Genomic DNA, 24,947 nt, shown 5'->3' with positions numbered 1-24,947 from the left:
CGGCTTGACAAAGATTCTGGCAATTGCTAATCAAAAAGGCGGCGTGGGTAAAACAACAACCAGTGTTAATCTGGCCGCAAGCCTTGCTACAACGGGTAATAAGGTTTTATTGATAGACCTTGATCCGCAGGCGAATGCGACCATGGGAAGCGGAATTAATAAACAAACGCTACAGCAGACTGTTTATCAGGTTCTTTTAGGTGAACTGCCAATAGAAGATGCTCGCGTCAGGAGTGTGCAGGCTAAATATGATCTGATTCCGGCCAATCGGGATCTGGCGGGTGCTGAGGTTGAAATGGTAACGTTGCCTCAAAGAGAAAAGCGTTTAAAATCGGCATTATCCTCGATTGAAGGTGAGTATCACTACATTATCATCGATTGCCCGCCGGCACTTAATCTTCTGACACTCAATGGCTTGTGCGCCGCAGACGCTGTCATGATACCGATGCAGTGCGAGTATTACGCGCTCGAAGGCCTCAGCGATCTGGTCAATACGATCAAAAAAGTCCGCACAAATTTTAACCCTAAGCTGCGCATAGAAGGATTGCTCCGCACCATGTTCGATCCGCGTAATATTCTTGCGCAGCAGGTGTCCGACCAGTTGCAGCAACATTTCGGCAACAAAGTGTACCGAACGGTTATTCCAAGAAACGTACGGCTGGCGGAGGCTCCCGGTTTTGGTATCCCTGTTCTTTATCATGATAGACAATCAAAAGGTGCTCAGGCTTATCTTGAACTTGCAAAGGAAGTGCTCAATGTCTGACAGGATTCCCCGGATTGTAATTGGCGTAGCAATTAAGCCTGGGACTGATTATGTAAGGAATACGCAATGGCAAAACTAAAAGGCCTGGGGAGAGGTCTGGATGCATTACTTTCCGGTAACAAAGACAGTGATGCTACTGCTGACAGGTTGCAGGATATTGATATCTCATTACTCCAGCCGGGGAAATACCAGCCGCGCACTAACATGGACCAGACGGCGCTGGCGAAACTAGCTGAGTCCATCAGGACACAGGGTATCATGCAGCCGATACTGGTGCGCTTCGTCGGCGTGGATACTTATGAAATCATTGCTGGTGAAAGGCGCTGGCGTGCCGCACAGTTAGCGGGGCTTACCGAAGTGCCTGCCATTATTCGTGAAGTGGCTGATGACGCGGCACTGGCGATTTCTCTGATCGAGAATATACAGCGTGAGAATTTGAATCCACTCGAAGAAGCAATGGGTATTCAACGGCTTATTGATGAATTCGGCATGACCCATCAATCAGCATCAGACGTACTGGGAAGTTCGCGCAGCGCGGTAACCAATTTGCTGCGCCTGCTCAATTTGTCAGAACCGGTTCAGGAGCTCATCATGCTGGGTAAAATAGACATGGGGCATGGTCGTGCACTGCTGGCACTGACGCCATCTCAGCAAATTCAAGTGGGCAACATGATTGTACTGAAGAAATTATCAGTACGGGAAACTGAAAAAATAATACAGCAGTTCAATAAACCGGCTGCAAAGAAATCTCAGAATGCCGACCGGGATATATTAACGCTGCAAGAAGATGTTTCGGCAAGACTCGGCGCACAAGTAACTATCAAATCCCGTAAGAACGGACAAGGTAATATCATCATTCACTACGCTGATCTGGATCAGCTGGATGATATACTGCGAAAACTATAAAATAGTTAAGAAGATAATGAGACAAAAGGAAAATAATGGATACAAAATTACTCGATATCCTGGTATGTCCACTGTGTAAAGGACCTTTGCTTTACAAAAAGCAGGATAATGAATTGATTTGTAAACCCGACCGCCTGGCATTTGCAATTAAGGACGGCATCCCGATTATGCTTGAGGATGAGGCGCGCAGAATACCTGATGAGGTAGAAATTAGTTAGCAAATTATTAGTTCAACAAATCTTAATTTCATTTAAACCATAACTCAGAACCAATAAAAACGCTTTACCATGGACTTTCAAATAAGGTTAACGCCCCGAATCGCCGCTGTTATGGGTGCTCTGGTGGCGGATTCAGCAGCACTCGGATTGCACTGGCTTTATGACCCCGCTCGTATTGCTCAACTCGAAAAAATAAAGGGATTGGTTTTTTTACAACCCGACGCCAAAAACTATGTCAATACGAAGGGTTTTTTTGCACACGGTAATAAAGCTGCCGGTGATGCTTCCGGATATGGTGAGGCCTGCTTGCTCATATTGAACCATTTAGCCATGCACGGTCAATTTAACCGTGTTGAATATCAAGCAGAATTCCGGAACTTTTTTGGTCCGGGTGGTGCTTATTCCGGCTATATCGACTCACCGACACGGCAGACACTGCTTAAACTGATGCCATTGGCGCCCGAGGATTTTCCAGAAAAATCCGGTGCAAATGATGACCAGTTTGCTGCTTTGGCAACTGTTCCCGTGATAGTTGCGGCACACAGCGGATCCCAGAATACGTTGTTGGAAAAAATCGAACATGTCGTTCGATTGACCAATGATAACGATGATGCTGTTGCGGCTGCAAAATACGCGGCATCTGTTTTGTCGGCTGTACTCGACGGTACTCGGGTTAATGACGCCTTGACACAGGCTTTGCCGCTTGCCGGCAAAAAGCTGGAACCATTAGTGAAAGATGCATTGAGTACTGATGTATTAAACAGCGTTCAGGCAGTGGAATGCTTTGGTTCTGCATGTCATGTACTAGAAGGAGTGCCGGTGATTGCACACATCGCGCGTCACGCAACAAGTTATCAGCAAGCGATTGAAGCCAACATCAGTGCGGGAGGCGATAGTTGCGGGCGCGCTATCATCCTGGGTGCAATTGTGGCCGCACACGCAGAGCGGCAGAATAACGAAAATGCAACCATTCCGTTTTCCTGGTTGGCAAAATATAACAAACTTTCCATAGCAGCAGATGCTTGTGCCCGACTAGAGGGTGTTTAGCGCGATATTTCAAGATGCCTGCCAACATATAAATCTATAAAACCCGTATTATTAGAACCACATAGGCAACGGTGATATAATACCGGATTTTTTGATTCGTCCCCGTAAGGGACACAGTATATAAAAACCAATAAACTCAAACATTGGGTTCAAGTATTGGGATGGCCATTGGTAAATTCCGTATTTTGACAGCGTTCACAGCGGTAATTGAGCGTCGTTTCATGCGCTATTCTGCGGATGGGTATATTTCTTTAAAATTTTCAGGGAGAGAACATGAGTCACACGCTATATGAAACAAAAATTCAACGGGTACAACGCTGTGAGTTGGCCGTTCCTGGTTCGAGCCCGGAAATGTTTGAGAAAGCTTTAAAAAGCGGTGTGGATTTTGTTTTTCTTGATCTGGAAGATGCCGTGGCTCCGGACGATAAGCTGCAAGCACGAAAAAATGTCATTCAGGCGATCAATGATCTGGATTGGAAAGCACAAGGTATTACGGTATCTGTACGTATCAATGGGCTCGATACGCAGTATATGGTTCGTGATGTGGTTGATCTTGTTGAACAGGCCGGAGACAAGATTGATACGCTGTTGATTCCTAAAGCCGGTGTTTATTCGGATATCTACATGGTCGAAGCAATGGTCAATCAGTTGGAGATGCAGCAGGGATTGAAAAAACGGATAGGTCTTGAAGCGTTGATTGAAACTGCTCTCGGCATGGCCAATGTTGAAGATATCGCACGTAACGGTTCCCGTGGGCGTTTGGAAGCATTACATTTTGGTGTGGCGGATTATGCTGCCAGTAACCGCGCTCGAACCACAAATATTGGTGGTCTTAATCCAGATTATCCCGGTGATCAATGGCACTTCGCAATCAGTCGCATGACTGTCGCTTGTCGTGCATATGGGTTGCGACCTATCGACGGGCCTTATGGCGATATCAAGGATCCGGATGGCTACAAACTTGCCGCACGACGCGCTGCAGCTTTGGGTTGTGAAGGAAAGTGGGCTATTCACCCGACACAGATCACACTGGCGAATGAAGTTTTTACCCCACCGGAAGCTGAAGTCGATAAAGCCAAGCGAATACTGGTCGCCTTAAAAGAAGCAGCAGCACAAGGTAAAGGAGCGGCCGCGCTGGATGGCCGCTTGATTGATGCTGCATCGGAAAGAATGGCCAATAACGTGGTAAGAATTGCGGATGCTATTGCAGCAAGAAAATAAAGTTACTTTGAAAAGGCCGCGCAAAGCGGCCCTTTCATTATATCGTCACATAAAACAAGTCTGAATAAGCAACATTGATTAATTGAAAGCACATGGTTTCAATCTCGTAAACCATGCTAAGCAAATGCGATTGATGAGGAAATCGAATTGAACATTCATGAATATCAAGCAAAAGAAATTCTCGCGGATTACGGTGTCAAAATAGCTGAAGGCGGTTTAGCCTACAGTGTTGAAGAAGCTGTTCAGCGCGCAAGAGAGATCGAAGGCGACGTATGGGTTGTCAAAGCGCAAATTCATTCAGGTGCACGTGGTAAAGCAGGCGGTATCAAAGTCTGTAAGACACACAATGAAGTGGAAGTGGCCGCGGAAGAGCTACTCGGAAAAACATTGGTGACGCATCAAAGCGGGCCCACAGGCAAACTTTGTTCGCGTGTATATATTGAAGCCGGAACAAAAATTGTTAAAGAAATCTATTTGTCATTTTTGATTGATCGCAGTACCGAGCGTGTCATTATGGTTGGCTCAGCTCAAGGGGGTATGGAAATCGAAACTTTGGCGAAAACGCATCCGGAAGCTATTATCAAAATTTATATTGAACCGGCTGTTGGTTTGCAGGATTTCCAGGCACGTAAAATGGCTTTCGCCCTGGGTCTGGATTCCTCGCTATTAAACCATGCGGTAAAAACCATCAAAGGCTGTTATCGCGCATTGCGCGATTTGGATGCTAATATCCTGGAAATTAATCCGCTGGTGGTTTCTGCCAACAATGAAATCATCGCACTCGACGCTAAAATGGCATTCGATGAAAATGCACTGTATCGCCGTCACAGAATAGCAGAGTTACGTGATAACTCACAAGTCGATTCGCGCGAAGTGGCTGCTGCCGAGGTGGGTTTAAGCTATGTCGGTCTTGACGGCGATATCGGTTGCATGATCAATGGCGCAGGACTCGCAATGGCGACAATGGATATGATCAAACTTGCAGGCGGGGAGCCAGCCAACTTTCTTGATGTTGGTGGTGGCGCTTCTGCAGAAAGAACAGAAAAAGCATTTCGATTGGTTCTGGCGGACAAAAACGTAAAAGCCATGCTGGTCAATATCTTTGCCGGTATCAACCGCTGTGACTGGATAGCCGAAGGTGTGGTGCAAGCGGTTAAAAATATTGGTATGCAGGTGCCATTGGTGGTGCGATTATCCGGGACCAACGTTGAGGAAGGCCGCAAGATCATCGCAGACAGCGGAATGAAAATAATAACAGCAGATACTCTTGCAGAAGCCGCAGAAAAAGTAGTGGCAGCGCGTAATCAGGTAGCTGCACAAGAAGGTTAGGGAGCACAAAGTGACAATACTCATTGACGAAAAAACACGCATTATTGTTCAAGGATTTACCGGAAAAATTGGTACTTTTCATGCACAGGAAATGATTGATTATGGCTCTAATGTTGTTGGGGGCGTAACCCCCGGCAAAGGCGGTCAGACACATTTGGGCTTGCCTGTATTTAACACCGTCAGGGAAGCGGTGCAACAAGTGGGTGCTGAAGCCAGCATTGTATTTGTGCCACCCGCCTTCGCGGCTGATTCCATCATGGAGGCTGCGGATGCGGGAATAAAATATTGTGTTTCCATTACCGACGGCATTCCCACGCAAGATATGATGACCGTCAAAAACTTTCTGCGTCGTTTCCCGCGGGAAGAACGCATGATGTTGACCGGCCCTAACTGCGCAGGTACCATCAGTCCGGGTCGTTCCATGCTCGGCATTATGCCGGGCCATATCTACACACGCGGTAATGTCGGTGTCGTCGGTCGTTCAGGGACGCTCGGTTACGAAGCTGCCGATCAAATGCGCTTGCTTGGCATCGGTATCTCAACCTCTGTCGGCATTGGCGGTGACCCGATTATAGGCAGTTCGCATCTTGACGTACTGGTAAAGCTGGAAGAGGATCCAGAAACAAAAGTTGCCCTGATGATTGGTGAAATCGGTGGGCCAATGGAAGTAGACGCAGGTATTTTCTTCAAGGAAAATATGACTAAACCACTGGTTGCTTATATCGCTGGACTTACAGCACCGGAAGGACGCCGCATGGGACATGCCGGCGCAATTATTTCGTCAGCGGGCGAAAGCGCTGCGGAAAAGGTAGCGACACTCAAGGAACTGGGCGTTACTATTTGTCCTACTCCTTCACTCATGGGACAAACGGTGGCTGAGGTAATAGCTAAGATGTAGAGCACCTTGATCATATAATCTAATCTGAAAAGGGTATCTCACGGCTATGGATACCCTTTTTAATTTGTATTATGGAAATTTATTGCATGCGGCATGGCCGTACAAATTATAATGATCTGAACTTGTGTAATGACGATCCCAACCGGGACGTGCACTTAACGAACAAAGGTATTGCACAGGCGGAGGAAGCAGCGCTGGCGCTGCGTGATGTGGTCTTTGATCGCATGATCGTCTCACCTTTGCCGCGTACACGCCAAACCGCAGAGATCATCAATCGCTACCATGCCGTGCAGATTACGGTGCATGCTGATCTTGCCGATATCCGATCTGGATTTGACGGCAAGCCAGTATGCGACTATTTTGCAGCGATTGCCCTTGATCCGTTACGAATGCGCATGAACGGTGGTGAGTCGTTGCTTGATCACAAACAACGCGTTTTGTGTTTTATTGACTGGTTAAAAATGCAACAGGATAAAGTGCTGCTGATAGTAGCGCATGAAGAAACCATGCGGGTATTCGCGGCCTACTTTGAAGGTGGTGTCGAAGATCATCAATTAAGAGACATTCATGTGCGAAACTGTGAATTTAAACATTATTTGTTAACAGGTCGATAAAAAACTACATGCGTTGCCACTGTGGCGTTAAAAACGGACTGAAATACCCATTTATTATGTATAAACTTCACTTTCTTGTCTGTTTATGCCTTGCCTGACTCGAATACGCTTTTCAACAGCCTGGCAAATGATTGATACTGAATTCGCATGCTTCCGGCTGTGATCAGATTTGATATTTAGTTTTTATGGTGCCGAATGAAAAAAGAATACATTTCTTTCGATGCATTTGAACAAAATGTAATTTTTGTTGTAATTGCAAAAATCTGATATTCTAAAAACGCTTTCACTCATCATTTATTAATATTTTTTGCGCCACATTAACATGAGTTAATTGCGTTAGAGGGCGCATGTGAGAGTATAAGCATTCACTTAGGGAGCTGTATCTAAATCCCGGCAATCAATCCTCTGGAGTAAATCAGCTTATTTCTAAGCTTGTTGAATATAAATTCATGTATGTTCAATTTGATTGTTTTTCTTAAATTAAAGGAGTTATTTCAATGAAAAAATATATTTTGTTGCTGTCTGTAATTTCCGCGTTCTTTTTCATCGCAGGCTGTGCCGAGCAGGGTCCTGCCGAGAAAGCAGGCGAAGCAATTGATAAAAGCGTTGAAAAAGGCCTTGATGCCGTTGATGACGCTGCCAACGAAGTTGAAGATAGTGCGGAAGAAGCAGGTGAAGCAATCGACGATCAGGCCGATGATATCAGCAGTGGATATTGATATATCGTTGCAATACCGCGCTTCCTTGTTTGTTATAGCTGGATAGGCGGGGAGGCGCGTGTATAACTGAATAAGAAATATAATTTTCACAACTGTTAAATTGCCTTGACCCAAGGCGTATTAAATGTAGTACGGTGACTGCTTTTTGAGTGTAAATATGTCAGTTTTTTCCGTTTCTCGAGAACGGTAGTCAGGGAATATGCTAATTTTACGGCACATCGTCTTAAGGAATATGAAATTCCCAATAATACATGCTATTAGGTTACAGATTGAGTTTGATAGGTATTATGGAGTTTTACAAAGATTCAGCATTGGCAGGGTTAGACTGCATCCGAAAGTAGCTTGATTAATTTTTATTAAGGAGAAAGCTATCATTATGGAATTTTCTGCGCATTTACTCATGAGTGAATTTGTTACGCATGACGTAAAACGTTTTATTCTGGAAAAACCTGGAGGGTTTGAGTTCGAGCCAGGTCAGGCTGTGGAACTTGCTATCGATCAGAGTCAGTGGAAACATGAAACACGCCCTTTCACACCTACTTCATCAATAAATGATCGAATACTGGAGTTTATCATCAAAAAATACCCAGATCATCAGGGTGTTACGAAAATGCTTCATCAACTCGAAAGTGGGGCCGCTTTTAAAATCAGTGAACCATTCGGTACCATTCAATATAAAGGCCCGGGTGTTTTTATTGCGGGAGGAGCGGGTATTACCCCGTTCATTGCGATTCTGAGGGATCTGGCACAAAAAAATGAGTTGAGTGGACAGACGTTGATATTTTCAAATAAAACGCCTGCCGACATCATTAACGAAAAGGAATTCCGTTATTTAATGGGCGAGCGTTGTATATTGACCTGTACGCAAGACAGTGCACCCGGTTACGACAATTCCATGATCGATAAAACCTTTTTACAAGAAAAAATTAATGATTTTGATCAACATTTTTATCTTTGTGGCCCCGATGGTTTTATGGAGTCGATTACCGATGCATTAAAATCTCTGGGCGCACACCCCGATGCGCTCATTTTTGAGCATTAATCACAGCACATTCGTTAGTTGACGTAGTGGTAACACAGTACTACTGTTATTGTTTTAGATTATTGAACAGGCTGTTGAAATTATCTGCGTTGCCCTTGCAGCGCTCAAAATACTCATTTATGATATATAAACTCTAGTTTATCGCCTATTTCCATTGGCAATAAACTGTTTTTAAAGAGTTTTTCAATGATATGTTAAGGAAAGGATTTTGTTACTTTTCTTCTTTTCAAATCTACAAATAAGAAGTTAGGGTGTGCTCCAAAATATTTTCCCAGATGTTGAAGAGCGTCTCTTGACTTGTTTGCGCTACTTCAGTTACAGAGTCCGGAACATCATTCTGTGCGGTATTCGATGAATCGTTGTGCATTTGTTCTTTATTCTCCGCATTGTTTAAGGATGAATTTGGGGCAGTCATATGATTTACTTATTTTTGATTATTTAAGACCAATAACTGTTCCGTTGAACCAATATAAACAATAATAAGATCAAACTACTTTTTTGCAGAGCTAATCAATTATCAAGCAGTTTGCAGAAGTATATTCCTATTACGGGTTATCTGAAAACAGTATTCCGGGATTATAATGAGCTGGAAATTTTCTATTGTTTATAAGACTGTACATATAGTGTTTGTTATATTCGATAATGCTCGGCTGATACAGTCGTTTTCAATAATTGTGATCTGATGCTATTTTCTGCCTCGCTTTTTTATAGCTAATGGCATTGAAGAAATAAGAAATATTGACATCATAGTATGTGAGGATAGCATACGAGAACTTTATCCAATAAATAGAAAAATTATTTACAATCAATTTTACTTGACTCCATGAGACAACCGGTCGTATTATAATCAAATGCGTCGATTAACAAAAAAAGATCATAATAAAGAAAATATACTGAACCAAGGTGTATCTATGCTGATGGCACAGGGGTATCACGGCACAGGACTGCAGGAGATATTAAATGCGGTCAATATTCCTAAAGGTTCATTTTACAATTATTTTGGCAGTAAGGAGGATTTTGGCGCGGAAGTTATTCAGCATTATATCGACCCTTTTCTAAAGCAACTAAGCGCACATATACAACACGCTGAAACTGATGCGCTCGGAGCGATACAGCATTACTTTGATGAATTGATTTCAGAACTTGAACAGAATGGCTTCAAAGGAGGCTGCCTGCTGGGTAATTTAATGGGGGAGATTGGTGATACCAGTGCTATTTGTCAACAGTCGCTTCAATCTGCAGTCAATCGCTATCGGGATTTGTTGCAGTCTGGTTTGGAAAAAGCGCAGCAACAAGGCACTATAAGAAGAGATAAGTCAGCTACAGAAATGGCGGATCTGCTGATCAATACCTGGCAGGGGGCTTTACTCAGAACCAAGATAGAGAAATCACCCAAACCCGTACGACAGTGTTGTCATGATCTGCTTGGCGATTTCTTCAGAACTTAACTTTTGGACAGTCCTGGAGACAAGGGTTAACAGGGGAACCAAGCCAACAACATACAACAGATTTGTCTTTTATTCTAAATATAGACGACCAGTCACATATTATTCATGAAGGGAAAGCTCTCAAAATATCTTATCGTACGCGAAATTTCTGATGCGGACACCTGTAAACGAAACGATGTTCCGAATAACGGCAATAACAGAAAAGATCGGTATTGCTGAGTTTGTATGCGGCAAAGTATTTGTTTGAACAACTGCCTGAAAACACTTTAAAGGAGATATTTATGCAAACCCATGGGCTTAAATTATTGTCAGCAGGATTGGTGCTGCTGATTACATTGACCACAACATCGATATTTGCGACAACATCAGCTGATCAAATAGCACCCAAACTGCAAAATCTTGGTTCACATACATTTCCGGTCAGTACACAAATTGAAGAAGCGCAGCAATTTATTAATCAAGGTATTAATCTTACCTATGGTTTCAATCATGCTGAGGCGGGCCGGGCGTTTCGTGAAGCGGCACGGCTTGATCCAACACTTGCAATGGCACATTGGGGGCAGGCGCTTGTACTTGGCCCAAACATCAATGCGATGATGAATCCAGATGACGAAGTGCTGGCTTTAAAACTGGTGCAACAGGCAAAATCGCTCATGGATCGGGCGTCATCCAGGGAACAGGCATTGATTATTGCACTTGAAAAACGTTACACAGGAAGGGCGGAACAACGTGAAGCTAACGACAAGGCCTATGCAAAAGCAATGCATGCGGTGCATCAACGTTTTCCGGATGATCCTGATATTGCCATGTTCTATGTGGAATCGGTAATGGATCTTCGCCCATGGGGTTATTGGATGCCTGACGGACAACCACATGAAGGAACGGCTGAAATTGTTGCATTGACTGAGGCTGTATTGAGTCGTTTCCCGACTCACCCCGGTGCGCTGCATCTTTACATACACCTGATAGAACCAACATCTACACCCGAGCGAGCTGAAAAAGCCGCCGACACTTTGCTTACGCTGATGCCAGCTGCAGGCCATCTGGTGCACATGCCGTCACATATATATCAGCGAGTAGGGAGATATGCGGATTCAATGAAAAGCAATCAACTTGCCGTTGCAGCTGACGAAGATTATATCGAGCAAAGCAAAGCCCAGGGACTATACGCCATCGGGTACTATCCGCATAACATTCATTTTCTATGGTTTGCGGCCACAGCAAGCGGACAAAGTAAAGTTGCCATTGAATCTGCAGAAAAGCTGGCCGGTAATATAGATGACGCAACATTGAAAGAAATGCCACTAACAGCAGTGTTTCGTATGGTACCTTATTGGGCATATGCAAGATTTGGACTCTGGCAAAAAATTCTTGATTTACCTCAGCCTCCGGCTACCAACGCATTCCTAAAAGGAAGCTGGCATTATGTGCGTGGCCTGGCGTTTGTCGCAACCGGGAAGCTGGCGCAAGCTGATAAAGAATTAACGCGCTTGAGTATCATCATGCAGGACCCGTCACTCGGCGGTGCGCTTTTTTCAAAAAATACTCCCCGTACTGTGCTAAGAATCGCACCTGAGGTATTGGCTGGGGAAATTGCGGCCGCTCGCAGGCAATTCGACACCGCTGTTAGCCACCTTGAGAAGGCGGTTCGCTTGGAAGATGCCTTGATCTATACAGAACCAGCGGAATGGCATTATCCGCCTCGACTGGCACTTGGCGCTATTTTGCTGGAATCAGGACGACCGGGTGAAGCGGAAGTCATATACTGGGAGGATTTACGGCGAAACCGCGATAATGGCTGGGCACTTTATGGCCTGTTACAGGCACTGCGCGCGCAAAATAAAACACAAGAAGCCGAGTTGATTGAAGTGCGTTTCAAGAAAGCCTGGGAAAATGCTGACGTGGTACTCACCGCATCGCGCTTTGGACACTAAGAAAAGCGCGATAAATATTAAACTCGATATCACCGGGAATTTTCCGGTGATGCAGTGAGCTCAGTCACTATGGGAGCATTGCTGTAGTCTGTTGTAGTGTAGCACGGGGTAATTGTTATATTGTGGTATCTTTACTGGCCCTGAGTTTCACGTATATTTATTTCTGCTTTTTCAGGCTATCTAAAGCCCCCGGCAACAGGATGCTGCATAAACATGTCATCAATGGCATGCAGTCCAATCGCATGGTTGAGAATGATGTCCTGGCGTGTTTGCAGGGTGTGATCTGAAGATTCACGGTAGTCTTTAAGCATGCTGTTGAATGCTTCGGGGTTAAGTATGCCTGTTTGCGAAATACGTTCTGGCGAAAGATGTTTGTCGAGCAAGCTGTTGATAGCCTGTGTTTTTTGTTGATCGGTATGTGCAGGCGGGGCCATGAAAGCGAATTTTTCACGTTGATAAAGCACCTCGGGCAGAAGGTGTTTCATTGCTTCGCGCAGCACCCATTTTTCAACGCCATTGCGGATGCGCACATGCGGTGGCAGAGTTGCGGCGAGTTCCGTAACATGATGATCCAGAAATGCCGGGCGCGACTCCAGTGAATTGGCCATATCGACGCGATCACCGCCCCAACTGAGGATTTGTCCTTCGAGCATGGTTTTGATCCAAGTGTATTGTGCTTTATCTAGAGGGTGGCGGCCATCAAGTTTCGTTTTGTCCAGACTGTATGCAATCGCGTTAACGGGATCATAGTCGCCGAGCTCTTCCAGAAACGTCTTCGCCAGCAATGGCTTGACTTGTTCGAGCACCAGCATCCAAGGCTGAATCCAGGAGGGTGTAAAGCCCATCACATCTTCAAACGCAGGGTGTGAGACAGTTTTTTCCGCAAGCACCGAACCACTAAAAACCTGATTGCTGGCCCGAAGTTGCGCATCCATCTGTTCAGAGTGATAGCTGGGGTCGTGAATAAACATGTCACGTTTAAAGGCGGCGTAGCCGCCGAAAAATTCGTCCGAGCCTTCGCCGGTAATGACAACTTTGAATTGATGGTCTGTGACATGCCGACTCATCAGCATTTTGGCCACACCCAGCGTATTATAAAAGGTGCGTTCGGAATGCCAGATGGCTTTTTCAAAATGCTGGCCGTATAGATCCGACGCGGATACATTTAGAATATCCTGATCGGCGCCGCATCTGTCAGCCATTTCGGTGGCAATCGCCGCTTCGTCGTAACGCGCATCATCAAAGCTGATAGTGAATGCCTTGACTGGGGATTGCTGGATGGAAGAAGCCATACCAAGAATTGAACAGCTGTCGATCCCACCGGAAAGATAACAAGCGACCGGGACATCTGCTTCCAGGCGCAGGGTAACGGATTCGATCAGTGCTTCGCGCACGGCTTCAATATGTGCTTCATCGGTCCGGGGCGCGTGTTCGCCATCATGTGGGAAATCAGCATCCCAGTAGCATTTTTCTTCGACTTCAAGCCGATTGTTGTTTTGCCTGATGATTAGCATATGGCCGGGTTTCAGGGCATGTATATTCTCAAACAGCGTGTCACCCGGCACCATGACCTGCATCATCTGGTGCAGTTGCGATTTTGCGGAAATTTTACGCGGAACATGCGGATGCGCGAGTAACGATTTGATTTCAGAACCATAATATACGGCTTCATCGGTTAGGTGATAAAACAACGGACGAATGCCAAACCGGTCCCGAACCAGAATCAACTGCTTATTGGTTGCATCAAAAAGTGAAAAGGCAAATTCGCCGCGCAAATAATCAACGAATGCGAGCCCATGTTTCCGATAAAGTTTTAGCGCAATTTCGCTGTCCGATTTGGTGACAAAGTCAAACCCGTCTGCGGCCAATAACCCTCGAATACGCTTGTAATCATAAAATTCACCATTGGCAGTAAGCGTCAGACGTGCATAACGATCATGAATCGGTTGATTGCCGGTGTCCAAATCGATAATAGACAGGCGAGTGTGCGCCATGGCAATACCTTCATTCGCATCAATATGAAAACCGCGCCCATCTGGTCCGCGATGCAACAACTGCGCGGCCATTTGATGGACATATTTATCATTATCGTGTTCATAATTGAATGGGTTCCATAAGCCAGCTATACCACACATACTTGCACCTCTATTTGTTTATAATTTGGGTAATCCATTGTTTCGATACGCTTATTCAATCAGCGTATCGGGTAAAACATGCTCGAGACGATCAAAGATGCTTAAAAGCAGCGCCTGCCGGATAAAAACTGCACCATCTGCTTGATTAAAATAAAGATTGTGCTGTGTATGGTCAAGACAGACGTCCAGTTCATCTTTCCGAGCCAGTGGATGGAGAATCACAGCGTCTTTTTTTAGTGTTGAACCTTTATTCAGTTTAAAACGGGAACCCAGTGTACGATACCCATCACCCAAAAAAGCAATCGAATTCATGTAGATAACATCCAGCGTGCTGAGGACACTTTGCAAATCGTTATTGATATAGATGGGAACCGGACTCGAATCACAAAATGATTGGACTTCATCACCCAGTGGGTCGGCCATTTCAGAAACGATGGTTATTTGCTCGATATTTTGTTTGAATAGCAACGCCAGAATCAGAAAACTTTTGACTGTGCGCATGTTTCCAGGTGTGCCCACAATACCAAGATGCAGTCTGTCTTCGGAAAGCGTATCAAAAGCCAGGCCGGGTTTCCATTTTAACAGTGCGTACCAGTCTGCTAATGCCTGCGTGGGATGTTCGTCTGAGCCGTTTCCGCCATTGATCATGGGAATGCGCAAATATTCACTCAGTTCCTGAATTGCTTTTTGCTGTGTATGACGAATGACGACCATGTCGGCATAACTGTTAAACATCTGACCGATATCAAGTAATTTTTCGCCTTTGGCAACACCGGTAGAAGCAGCTTCAGCAACACTGATTGTTTTGCCGCCAAGTCTCAGTATGGCGCTTTCAAATGAAAGCCGCGTGCGCGTGCTGGGTTCGAAAAATGCAGTGGCCAGAATCTTGTCATGGAGTGCGGCCTCAGGAGATATTTTTTTTAGTTGCAGATAAGCAGCCACCTTACTCAGTTCATACAGCATTTCTGCATCAAAAAGATCCGATGAAAGAACCGATTTATAAGCCAGTTTTTTAAGTCTGGCCAATTGAACACCTGGTTGTCGATCGATAAGATTTGCCGGATCGGGGCACAGACCAATCAGATTCATTTTCGGCTTGTTTTGAACAATATGTTCGACTTGAGCTGCGGGCTTAATCACCATAATTTTCCCCTCATCCATTCCTTCAGTAACATAATCATGAGAATAATACCGGTTGCCGCGCACCATCCCAATGCGCCATAGACTAAAAATGTGAGAAATCCGGTTGAAAATATCATGTCTGTTTTTCCTGCAACCTGTTCCAATCGTAATTGCCCGGATAGCGATAAGCGAAGAAAAGCACACAGAGCATGGAAACAGTGGCGCCTACGAGCGAAGCGACATACCAGCCAATCTGAAAATAAGCGAATAAGCCCAGCGTACCTCCCAATAACATACCGCTGATTGCGCCGGCAGAAGTGGCGCGTTTCCAGTACAGCCCGGTAACGATGGGCCAGATCATGCTGCCGACCAATGGGCCAGCAAAAAACAAAACGGTGGCCAAAGTACCGATGCGCGGCAGGCAAATCAGCCAAGCGCCTAAACCGAGCGCAAGCGTAATGACCTGCGCCGCTTTTTTTAATTGTTCGGCATTTGCCTGGGGCCGATAGCTTTTGCGGTAAATATCTTCCGTAATGAGATCGGAAGTTGCTGCAAGCAGACTGTCTATGCTCGACGCCAAGGAACAAAAAACAACAATAAAAATGGCAATGGCACCTGTCATACCTAACACGTCTGCAATGACAAGCGGACCAACCATATCCGCGCTCGGTATGGCTATATCCAACGCGCCGGATGCCAGCGCGATAAATCCCGCAGCAACGGGTATTGGCAGCCAGATGAAACCGGCTATGATAAAAGCTTTTTGGCCGACACCTTCACGGAATGCAAAAGCTCTGCTCCACCAGACATTGTTATGGAATACTTCGCCCAAACCAAACAACAGGTTATTAAATACCACCATGACAGCCGCTGGAAACATGACATCCAGTAAAGCAGGTTTATGGGCAGAGAGACTGGCGTGAATCGCTTCAATACTGACGTGGTTCAACACAGCAAAGCCAACGACTACGATACCGATTAAAATGATCAGGCTTTGTATAAAATCAGTGCCGATGACGGCGTATAATCCCCCGCGCATGGTGTAAATGACGCATACCAATAACAGTACACTCATGCCATAGACATAAGGAATGCCAGATAAGGCATTCAGCATAATACCGCCGGCCATTGCCATACTGACCAGCCAGGTCAAACTGTAAAATAAAGTAAACAGCAGAAAAATACCCCATGCTTTTTTGCCATAGCGTAAACGTATAAAATCACCAGAGGTATAGCCATGCGGCATCAGGGCGCGTATACGTTTTGCCATTGGTGCAAAAAGAAATAATCCAAAGGCGGCCGTGCTGTAGGCAAGCATTCCCCAGATACCCATTTGCAAGGCGAATTGCGGTGCCAGCATGGTCGTATTTGAAGTGATCCAGGTTGCAACTGCGGTAGCCGATGCCAATGCAAGTCCTACATTACGGCCGGCCAGTGCATGGTGCTCAAAGCCTTTGTTTTTGAGCCCCCAATAGGTGCCGAGTGCTATCCATATCAAACTTAGCGCCGCTAGTAGTGACCAGGCTAATGCAGGCGATAAAAATACCGCATCATGATTCATCAGCTGCACCTCTTATGATGACCCAAACGATGCTAAAAAAGACGAAAGCACCTATTACAAATAACAGCCAGGCCTTAATAAGGGAATGATGCGTTACATTCAGAGTTATTTTGTCTGACCAGGTACCAGTCTGCGAGCGAATGCGGTAGTAATAAGTGCCGTTTGGCAGGCCCGAGAGCATGAGTGAGCTGTTACTACCTCGATAAAGTGTGGTGGCTTGTTCAAAAGTGTGCTTGCTTCCTTGTTGCAGTTCTACAGGTATACGTTTTTGATTATTCCAGTTAAGCAAAACATACCCGGCATCGCTTTCCAGGTACTGGTCATTTGTGAATTTAACCGTCTCGGTGCAGCCACTGCTAACCGGTAAAAATAGCGCAACGGTAAATAGAAACAATTGTAGCTGTAGTAACAGTAAGCGGCTGAGGTGCGAATGTTGCACGCATGCCTTAAATTTAAATAACAGCATTTATCTGTGTTGATTTGCCGCACGTATTAAAAAGAAAAAATAACGTCTAGACAGTGTCTAACGCCAGGCATTATTATTTTGTGCGCTGCAATCCAAGTTGGTTACATTTTTTAAATACACGCTTTCTTTTTCTGAAAATATTATCAGTTAATTATTATAGGTTGATGCGTGTGATTGATTTATCGAGCTGACTCAGTTAACTGTTAATAATCAGCGAACGGCATTGGGATTTCGGAATGGTTTCAATATTAGACGCATTATTATAGACGAAAACGGCTCAAATAAAAAATTGAGCGGATAGCTGCGGTTTTTAGATGGCTCCTATCACTAAGATTTGGTTTGTTAAATCATGTGATAAAAAGCTAACGAGGTACCGGAGCCGTTCTCAACCATAATGCGCTATGTTGAAATTATCCAAAACCGCAAGTGTGTAATCGATATCCCGGACTGTATGATTGACATTGATTTGAAAGCGGATTTCTTCTTCACCCTGAGGAACAACCGGATAATTCAATCCGGTGGCCAGCACTTTGTTATTGTGCAAATGTCGGGTCAGTTGTGCAGTTTTTTGCGTATCACGGACGAGCAGTGGTGTGACCGGGTGGTCACCGGGTATGGTTTCAAAACCCAGTTCGGCCAGTCCGATCTCAAACCGTTTTGTTAATGTGCGCAGTTTCTTCAGCCGTTCGCGTCCTTCGCTGCTTTCCAGTATATCCAGTGATTTTGTCGCGGCCCGTGCTTCGGATGGCGTAATCGGATTCGAATAAATATAAAAGGGTGAAGTTTCGCGCAGGTAATCAATCACGGGTTTGCTGGCGGTGACATAACCGCCGTTCACACCCAGTGCTTTACCCAGCGTGGCAATCAGGATATCAACCTTGCTATGCGTGTATTCCTCGACTCCTTGTCCGGTCGCGCCAAACGCGCCCACACCATGCGAATCATCAGCTATGGTGATAATACCATCGGCAAAATGATGTTCATATTCACGGCAGAGGTCGACGATTTTGTTCAATGGTGCGTGATCACCGCGCATGCTGAAAATACCGTCGGTAATGACGAGTATCCGCTTAATTTGTTGTTTATTTCCCTTCGAATTATTCGAAGTAGAAATGTGAAGAATACGCTCAAGCTCGGCCATGTCGAGATGTTTATAAATTGCTTTTTGTGCCGGACGGCACAGGCGTATCGCATTGATAATGCTATTATGATTAAGCTGGTCGCTGATTACCAGGGTGTTATCATCGATTAGCGGCGGCAGGACTCCCATAACAGTTGCGTATGCCGCGCTGTAAATCATCGCTGACTCACGCTGATGAAAGGCCGCCAGTCTGTTTTCCAGTTCGATATGGGGTACGTAAGTGCCTGATATAAAACGCACTGCACCGGGGCCTGTGCCGAATTCCTTCGCAGCTTTTTCTTCTGCTGCAATTACTTGCGGGTGCATCGATAGTCCCAGATACGAATTTGAATTCATGAGCAGATAAGCATTTTCGTCTCCGGCCAGAAAATAACGTGGTCCGAAGCTTTTGTCTTCCTCGGCGTCGGGCAATCGACCTTGCCTGATCCAGTCAGATGTAAAGATTCGGGTAATCACCTTTTCTATTCCTTTTTGAGCACCCTTCTCACTGAGCTCATTCAGTTTTGAAGTACAGTACGCATTCAATTGTTCAAGTGACATGTGATTACCTCATTAAACAGTTCCAGATGATTGCGCCAGTTTTGCTGTCAAGCGGTCGAGCATATCTTTAGTCATCCGCTCCAGATCAAATTGCGGTTGCCATCCCCATTGTTCCCTTGCAGCAAGATCATTCATATGGCGCGGCCAAGAATCTGCAATGGCCTGACGCACGGGATCCACTGCATAGCGCATTGAAAAATCGGGAATGTGTCTCTGAATACTTGTTGCTAATTCATCGGGTGAGAAACTCATTGCGGTGATATTAAACGCGTTACGGTGTTTTAACCGTTTTGCATCGATTTCCATCAGTTCAATGGCGGCGCGCACAGCATCCGGCATGTACATCATGTCCAGATAAGTTCCCTGTTTTAAGAAACAGTCATATTTTCTTTCCTGAATGGCGTGATAAAAAATTTCCACCGCGTAGTCGGTCGTGCCGCCACCCGGCAGTGTCTCATATGAAATCAGGCCGGGATAGCGAACGCCGCGGGTATCCACACCAAAACGGGAAAAATAATAATTGCATAACAACTCGCCGGACACTTTGCAGATGCCGTACAGGGTGTTCGGATGCTGCACGGTGTCCTGAGGGGTATTGTCACGCGGTGTATCTGGCCCGAATGCGCCTATGGAGCTTGGGAAAAAAACAGCGCAACAATTTTTCCTGCTAACCTCCAGTACGTTGTACAAACCATCCATATTGACCTTCCAGGCCAGTTGCGGGTTTTTTTCTGATACAGCTGACAACAATGCTGCGAGATGAAAAATGGTATCGATCCGGTATTCGCGCACCACGGACTCGATAGCTGTTATGTCAGTTATATCCAGTGAAGTATAAGGGCCTTCTTCTACAAGGTTTTGTGGCGGTTTTGTTTTGTGTCCGGCCGCAATGACATGACTCTTTCCGTAGCGATCACGCAATGCGGGTACCAGTTCAGAGCCGATCTGTCCGGTTGCGCCGGTTATCAGAATGCGTTCCATATGCATTTACTTGTCGACAGTTAAAACTAATTTGCCCGGCACATGCTGCTGCTCAAGCATATCCTGTGCAGCCGCCGCTTCTGACAAACTGAATGTTTGGGCAACCTCGATAGCCAGCTTGCGCTCATCAATCAGTGCGGTGCAACGCTGCAGGATCTCGCCCTGATGTTGCTTTGCATCTTCAAGTTCGAGCATAACCGGTGTTAACATCAGTTCAAGACTGAATCGTACATTGCGGATGCGTGCATCGCTCCAGTTGGTGTCAGCGGCTGGTTGCAGAATTGTCACCACATCACCGTAAGTTTTTACACAACTGAAGCAGCTTTGCAGCACTGACGGCCCTACGGTATCAAACGCAATATCAACGCCTTTGCCAGCAGTAAGATGCATGACTTCCTCAATCACATCCTGTGTTTTGTAGTTAATCGTCTTGTCAGCGCCCAGTTTTTTTGCAAAGATGGCTTTTATCTCGCTACTGACCGTCGTGATCACATTGGCACCGGCCAGTTTGGCCAGTTGAATTGCCACATGACCGACACCACCCGCACCCGCATGAATTAATACTGTCTGACCGGAAGATATACGCGCGCGGTCATGCAACGCCTCCCATGCGGTAATCAAAATCAGTGGCGCCGCGGCAGCCTGTTCAAAGGAAAGTGATAACGGTTTTTTTGCAAGCAATCCCGCGTCTACCAGCACATATTCGGCGTAAGTGCCCTGGCGCTGATTGAAACCGGGTTGTGAAAAATAAACTGCGTCCCCCGGTTTGAAATTCTGTACCTGCAGGCCGACAGCTTCCACTATGCCGGCACCGTCACAACCCGGTATTGCCGGAAAAGTGACCGGAAAACGATCGGGCGCCGCGCGTATTTTGCAATCGATTGGATTGATTCCGGCGGCTTTGATACGGACCAGCACCTGTTTATCGCTACAGTGAAGGGGTGTGTCGACATCGCCGTATCGCAATACATCCGATGCGCCCCCTTTGTCGAAATAAATTGCTTGCATAAGATTCATTCCTCAATTGTCTTATTTTTGCCTGTCATCCAATAAGGAATCTAGTGTTTAATTCGTGGTTTTAATACATATTTGTTATCACGTGTCACCGAATAGATGAATAAAAATTTATTATTAATTTTTATTCAGTCAACATACGCAGGAACTATTGCATTTCGAAGCTGTTACTCAAGATAAGATGGGAAAATTACCAGAAAAACGGTGTAATCAACAATGAAAGATTTCCATTTCAGACACATCAACATGTTATGTGGCATTATTGCAGAGTATACTGAATTACCATAGATAATTCACCTTGTTAGCTACGGGATATTTACAATGTTGCCAACAAATATAATAAATCCTGCGTTGTTGACTGGCGGTAAATTCTGGATGTTCATTGATAGGGTTTGGTAGAAAATGAGATTTTGTCTATTATTAATCAGCTTGTTGCTCGGTGCCTGTTCCGCCATGCCGCCTGCTTTCGAGATTGAAGGCATCAGGGAAGTTTCTTATGCTCAGGTCAGTGAAAACACACAAAGTTATAAAGATACGCTGGTGCAATGGGGTGGGGTTATCATCAATGTCAATCATGAACAAAATGCTAGTTTGATGCAAGTTATGTTTTACCCATTGGATTATTACGGCCGACCAGAGATTGATAAGCCCAGTGCGGGATATTTTATCGTTAAAAGTTCTGAAACACTTGATCCGGAGAACTATGCCGCTAGCAGAGAGGTTGTAGTGGTTGGATCTGTCGCGGGGAAAACTGAAGTTTCAGCAAGTTATGGGAATACAAGTTTGCCGTTGATTGAAGCCACTGCAATTCATCTATGGCCGATTGCATACCGCGACAATTATTATCGATATTGTCCGACATGTTATTTCAGGCAGCTATTCTGGTAGATGGAGAAAATTGTCGTATGATATTTTTGCGTCGGTTTGTATTTGATTAACAGTGATTACAGATAATATGAGCGTACTATGCCTGATGTTTTTTCTTTAAAACCGGAAACCCGATATGGCTGTCCTGCTGCCGACCATATTTTAATCAATCGATTTTACGTGACGGGTTATTCGTATTATTTCAGGCAGGCGAAGTGGGCGCTCGAAATTGTCGATCCCGATAAAAAAATAATGGGCGAAGTGCAACGCCAAAATAATTTCAGGCCGGACTTTCGAGTTCCGAAAAGATTCAGAGCGGATTTGAGCGATTATAGAAATAGCGGATTTGATCGCGGCCATCTGGTGGCCAGTGATAACATGGATGATGAAGTAATCCAAAACAGTGAAACGTTTTTGTTATCCAATATGTCACCGCAGGCCCCTCAATTTAACCGGAAAAAATGGCGGGCACTTGAGCATGCCGTGCGTAAATTGGATCTGACAGAAAATGTGCTGGAAACTTATGTGATCACCGGACCCATTTTCGATTTTTATGCGTCAATCCATATGATCGGGGAGAATGACGAAAACGGCATCCGTATTCCTGTGCCAAGCCATTTTTTCAAATGCATATTAACCGAGGAAAAAAGTGGCCGACTTAAAATGTGGGCGTTTGAAATGGAAAATGCCGACTTGAGCGATGACCTGGCCGATTACCGAGTTACAACCGCCCATGTCGAACAACGCGCGGGCATCCTGCTTTGGGATAAACTGACGGGTCCTGAGATTGAAGTGGAAAAAAATACTGTGCGGAATATGTGGTAGGTTTTGTTTTTGCAGCAGGGCGCACGTTTTACTGATGAAGCGAGCGCGTCATGTGGTACTCGTGTGATGATACCATTTTAGATGAATAACGGGAAAGCGGCGGGTCTTTGCGCGCGTGAAATTTCACTGATATTTTTACCGGATTGCACATGTTGCTGCACTTATCTTGGCAAAGAAAAGTTTGCCCATACAAGCCATCTCAAACACGCATATTAGACAGACAACTAACCTATCCGGTCCGTTTTGCACTTTGTCATCCGAATCACACCAAATTCCTTTAAGGTTGCCTGGGCTGCTTGTCAAAGCCCGGTAATTTCCCCATCACCGGTCAGATCGATACGATATGCAGCCGGTTCACGCGGCAAGCCGGGCATGGTAACGATATCACCGGTCATCACCAGCAGATAACCAGCGCCGGCGGCAATGCGCACTGATTCAACCGGGAGTGCGAATCCTCGCGGATGACCCACCAGCGCAGGATTATCACTGAGTGACAGATGGGTTTTGGCGATACAGACTGGAAGCTGGTCGTAACCCAGTGCGCTGATGCGTTCGAGATCTTTTCTGGCGGTTCTGCTGAATACGACTTCACTGGCGCCGTAAATCGTACGTGCGACAGCGGTAATTTTCGCTTCAGGAGAAGATTCCAAATCATAAAGGTAGCGAACTGCAGATGCCGGTTGTGCAGTAGCGTCGATGACAGCATGCGCCAGATTTTCTGCGCCGGCACCGCCATCAGTGAATCCGGTAAAACGCGCTGCATTCAGTCCACGCTTGTTACACCACTGTTCTATGACAGCCAGCTCGTGCTCACTGTCACCGGCAAAGCAATTAATCGCAATGACCGGTTCAAAGCCAAATGCCTGCACACTGTGAATATGGTGGCCGAGATGTTTCAGTCCGCGCTCGATTTCATCGGTATTGCCAGAATGGACGGAATTTCCGCCACCGTGTATTCGTAAGGCGCGTACGGTTACCACCAGCATCACAGCAGTGGGCCACAGGCCGGAGCCGCGGCATTTCAGATCAAAGAATTTTTCCGCGCCCAGATCAAAGCCAAAGCCAGCTTCTGTCACCGCGTAGTCTGCGAAAGTGGCTGCGGCGCGGGTGGCTACCACGCTGTTACAGCCATGCGCGATATTGCCAAACGGTCCACCATGGACAAAAGCGGGAACGCCTTCGGTGGATTGCACCAGATTCGGCAGAATGGCATCGTGCAGCAGCGCCGACATTGCGCCTGTCGCCTGCAGGCTTTGCGCCGTGACCGGTTCTTCTGAACGGTTGAAGCCAACCAGAATACGTCCCAGCCGGGATCTCAGATCAGCTATATCTTCACTTAGGCAGAGAATGGCCATGATTTCCGAAGCGGCAGTGATATCAAAACCGGTTTCACGCGGCACGCCATTAAGCCTTCCTCCCAGTCCAGTGACGGTCTGGCGCAACGCGCGATCATTGACATCCAAGACACGGCGCCAGAAAATCTGACGATGCTCCAGATCCAGTTCGCTGCGAAAATGAATCGCATTATCCAGCAGTGCAGCCAGCAGATTGTGCGCAGCGCCGATGGCATGCATGTCCCCGGTGAAATGCATGTTGATGCGGGAGGCGGGTTCAAGCTGACAGCGACCGCCGCCCGTGCCACCTCCCTTGACACCGAAAATGGGGCCCAGAGAAGGCTCGCGCAGTGCAAGCGCTGTTTTTTTGCCGATACGGGCCAGGCCCTGAGCCAGGCCTATAGCAACAGTGGTTTTTCCTTCGCCGCTGCGGGTTGGATTGATTGCTGATACCAGGATAATTTTTCCTGTCGGTTTGGTTTCTTTGTCGGGTAAAGCATGCAGTTGAAGTTTGGCCATATGCACGCCATAACACATCAGTGCATCGGGTTGCAGGCCCATTGTTTCTGCGATATTAAGTATATGATGCATGTATGAGGTTTCGGAAAGGAATTGTTGTGTAGCTTACTATGCAGTTGCGGATAAGTCGAAAAAATGATAGAGAAATTCAGGTGACACATTACTTATCTATCACCGAAATTAAGTGTTAGATCTCCAGGATTCCTTCAGTATTTTCCAAAAAATTAACTAGCTGGCTTTGTTCGAATGCAGCCCTATATTTTGATAATCACCGAGCATACATTTTTTAGATTAAAATATTCA

The 24,947-nt window shown here is 45.8% G+C and carries 22 protein-coding genes and 1 pseudogene; 14 read left to right on the top strand and 9 right to left on the bottom strand.

The genetic code is table 11. The features are described 5' to 3' along the window. The first annotated feature begins 4 nt into the window (after positions 1-4). From C8R11_RS02440 to C8R11_RS02385, 12 genes are all read left to right on the top strand, one after another. The gene (locus tag C8R11_RS02440) at positions 5-763 is read left to right on the top strand and encodes a ParA family protein (protein WP_107794309.1); all 759 of its coding nucleotides are present in this window, start codon (positions 5-7) and stop codon (positions 761-763) included. Between the two features lie 66 nt (positions 764-829). After that, on the top strand, positions 830-1,669 hold the full coding sequence (locus C8R11_RS02435; protein ID WP_107794308.1) for a ParB/RepB/Spo0J family partition protein: 840 nt from the start codon (positions 830-832) through the stop codon (positions 1,667-1,669). Between the two features lie 35 nt (positions 1,670-1,704). Next, a complete protein-coding gene (locus C8R11_RS02430; protein ID WP_090696406.1) occupies positions 1,705-1,887 on the top strand; it encodes a Trm112 family protein in 183 nt (60 codons plus the stop codon). 69 nt (positions 1,888-1,956) lie between these two features. Then, positions 1,957-2,934, top strand: a complete 978-nt coding sequence (locus C8R11_RS02425; RefSeq protein WP_107794307.1) for an ADP-ribosylglycohydrolase family protein — start codon at positions 1,957-1,959, stop codon at positions 2,932-2,934. 273 nt (positions 2,935-3,207) lie between these two features. Continuing rightward, positions 3,208-4,155: an HpcH/HpaI aldolase/citrate lyase family protein gene (locus tag C8R11_RS02420; protein ID WP_107794306.1), complete on the top strand. Its 948-nt coding sequence runs from the start codon at positions 3,208-3,210 to the stop codon at positions 4,153-4,155. A gap of 147 nt (positions 4,156-4,302) precedes the next feature. Further along, positions 4,303-5,484, top strand: coding sequence for a malate--CoA ligase subunit beta (locus tag C8R11_RS02415; protein ID WP_107794305.1), 1,182 nt, complete (start codon positions 4,303-4,305; stop codon positions 5,482-5,484). A gap of 10 nt (positions 5,485-5,494) precedes the next feature. Next, positions 5,495-6,382, top strand: a complete 888-nt coding sequence (gene sucD, locus C8R11_RS02410; RefSeq protein ID WP_107794304.1) for a succinate--CoA ligase subunit alpha — start codon at positions 5,495-5,497, stop codon at positions 6,380-6,382. A gap of 86 nt (positions 6,383-6,468) precedes the next feature. Then, complete coding sequence (locus C8R11_RS02405) at positions 6,469-6,996, top strand: histidine phosphatase family protein (RefSeq protein WP_181258130.1); 528 nt, start codon at positions 6,469-6,471, stop codon at positions 6,994-6,996. 497 nt (positions 6,997-7,493) lie between these two features. Further along, positions 7,494-7,715, top strand: coding sequence for a hypothetical protein (locus tag C8R11_RS02400; protein ID WP_107794302.1), 222 nt, complete (start codon positions 7,494-7,496; stop codon positions 7,713-7,715). A gap of 376 nt (positions 7,716-8,091) precedes the next feature. Further along, positions 8,092-8,757 (top strand): FAD-binding oxidoreductase, encoded by a 666-nt coding sequence (locus tag C8R11_RS02395; RefSeq protein ID WP_107794301.1) that lies wholly within the window; start codon positions 8,092-8,094, stop codon positions 8,755-8,757. Between the two features lie 851 nt (positions 8,758-9,608). After that, on the top strand, positions 9,609-10,205 hold the full coding sequence (locus C8R11_RS02390) for a TetR/AcrR family transcriptional regulator (RefSeq protein WP_107794300.1): 597 nt from the start codon (positions 9,609-9,611) through the stop codon (positions 10,203-10,205). A gap of 281 nt (positions 10,206-10,486) precedes the next feature. Beyond that, positions 10,487-12,139 (top strand): tetratricopeptide repeat protein, encoded by a 1,653-nt coding sequence (locus C8R11_RS02385; protein ID WP_107794299.1) that lies wholly within the window; start codon positions 10,487-10,489, stop codon positions 12,137-12,139. Positions 12,140-12,315: 176 nt separating this feature from the next. Here C8R11_RS02385 and asnB read toward each other — a convergent pair whose 3' ends face one another. The 8 genes from asnB to C8R11_RS02350 all read right to left on the bottom strand — a co-directional run bounded on the left by asnB (position 12,316) and on the right by C8R11_RS02350 (position 21,093). Continuing rightward, positions 12,316-14,274 carry an asparagine synthase (glutamine-hydrolyzing) gene (gene asnB / locus C8R11_RS02380; protein WP_107794298.1) on the bottom strand — a complete coding sequence of 653 codons (1,959 nt, stop codon included), beginning with the start codon at positions 14,272-14,274 and terminating at the stop codon, positions 12,316-12,318. A gap of 51 nt (positions 14,275-14,325) precedes the next feature. Beyond that, positions 14,326-15,417: an aspartate/ornithine carbamoyltransferase family protein gene (locus C8R11_RS02375; protein WP_219908528.1), complete on the bottom strand. Its 1,092-nt coding sequence runs from the start codon at positions 15,415-15,417 to the stop codon at positions 14,326-14,328. Beyond that, positions 15,411-15,533 (bottom strand): hypothetical protein, encoded by a 123-nt coding sequence (locus tag C8R11_RS16875; protein ID WP_280142033.1) that lies wholly within the window; start codon positions 15,531-15,533, stop codon positions 15,411-15,413. The genes C8R11_RS02375 and C8R11_RS16875 overlap by 7 nt, the downstream gene beginning before the upstream one ends. After that, positions 15,530-16,957 carry a sodium:solute symporter family transporter gene (locus C8R11_RS02370; RefSeq protein ID WP_107794297.1) on the bottom strand — a complete coding sequence of 476 codons (1,428 nt, stop codon included), beginning with the start codon at positions 16,955-16,957 and terminating at the stop codon, positions 15,530-15,532. The genes C8R11_RS16875 and C8R11_RS02370 overlap by 4 nt, the downstream gene beginning before the upstream one ends. Further along, entirely contained in the window at positions 16,947-17,396 is a 450-nt protein-coding gene (locus C8R11_RS02365) for a fibronectin type III domain-containing protein (RefSeq protein ID WP_146159051.1), read from the bottom strand. The genes C8R11_RS02370 and C8R11_RS02365 overlap by 11 nt, the downstream gene beginning before the upstream one ends. A gap of 412 nt (positions 17,397-17,808) precedes the next feature. Beyond that, positions 17,809-19,104 (bottom strand): aminotransferase class I/II-fold pyridoxal phosphate-dependent enzyme, encoded by a 1,296-nt coding sequence (locus C8R11_RS02360; RefSeq protein WP_107794295.1) that lies wholly within the window; start codon positions 19,102-19,104, stop codon positions 17,809-17,811. A 12-nt stretch (positions 19,105-19,116) separates the two neighbouring features. Continuing rightward, positions 19,117-20,085, bottom strand: coding sequence for an L-threonine 3-dehydrogenase (locus tag C8R11_RS02355; protein ID WP_107794430.1), 969 nt, complete (start codon positions 20,083-20,085; stop codon positions 19,117-19,119). A 6-nt stretch (positions 20,086-20,091) separates the two neighbouring features. Continuing rightward, a complete protein-coding gene (locus C8R11_RS02350; RefSeq protein WP_107794429.1) occupies positions 20,092-21,093 on the bottom strand; it encodes a zinc-dependent alcohol dehydrogenase family protein in 1,002 nt (333 codons plus the stop codon). Between the two features lie 408 nt (positions 21,094-21,501). Between C8R11_RS02350 and C8R11_RS02345 the strand changes: the two genes are divergently transcribed. Continuing rightward, complete coding sequence (locus tag C8R11_RS02345) at positions 21,502-21,987, top strand: Slp family lipoprotein (RefSeq protein WP_107794294.1); 486 nt, start codon at positions 21,502-21,504, stop codon at positions 21,985-21,987. 78 nt (positions 21,988-22,065) lie between these two features. Then, positions 22,066-22,791 carry a DNA/RNA non-specific endonuclease gene (locus C8R11_RS02340; protein ID WP_107794293.1) on the top strand — a complete coding sequence of 242 codons (726 nt, stop codon included), beginning with the start codon at positions 22,066-22,068 and terminating at the stop codon, positions 22,789-22,791. A gap of 299 nt (positions 22,792-23,090) precedes the next feature. Here the strand turns inward: C8R11_RS02340 and C8R11_RS02335 are convergent. Beyond that, positions 23,091-24,719, bottom strand: a pseudogene (locus C8R11_RS02335) (formate--tetrahydrofolate ligase); the annotation flags it as partial. Positions 24,720-24,947: the final 228 nt, after the last annotated feature.

The organism is Nitrosomonas aestuarii, from assembly GCF_003046585.1.
Classification (GTDB): Bacteria; Pseudomonadota; Gammaproteobacteria; order Burkholderiales; family Nitrosomonadaceae; genus Nitrosomonas; species Nitrosomonas aestuarii.
The sequence above is the reverse complement of the archived record's forward strand: the minus strand, read 5'-3'. Positions and strand labels throughout refer to the sequence as shown.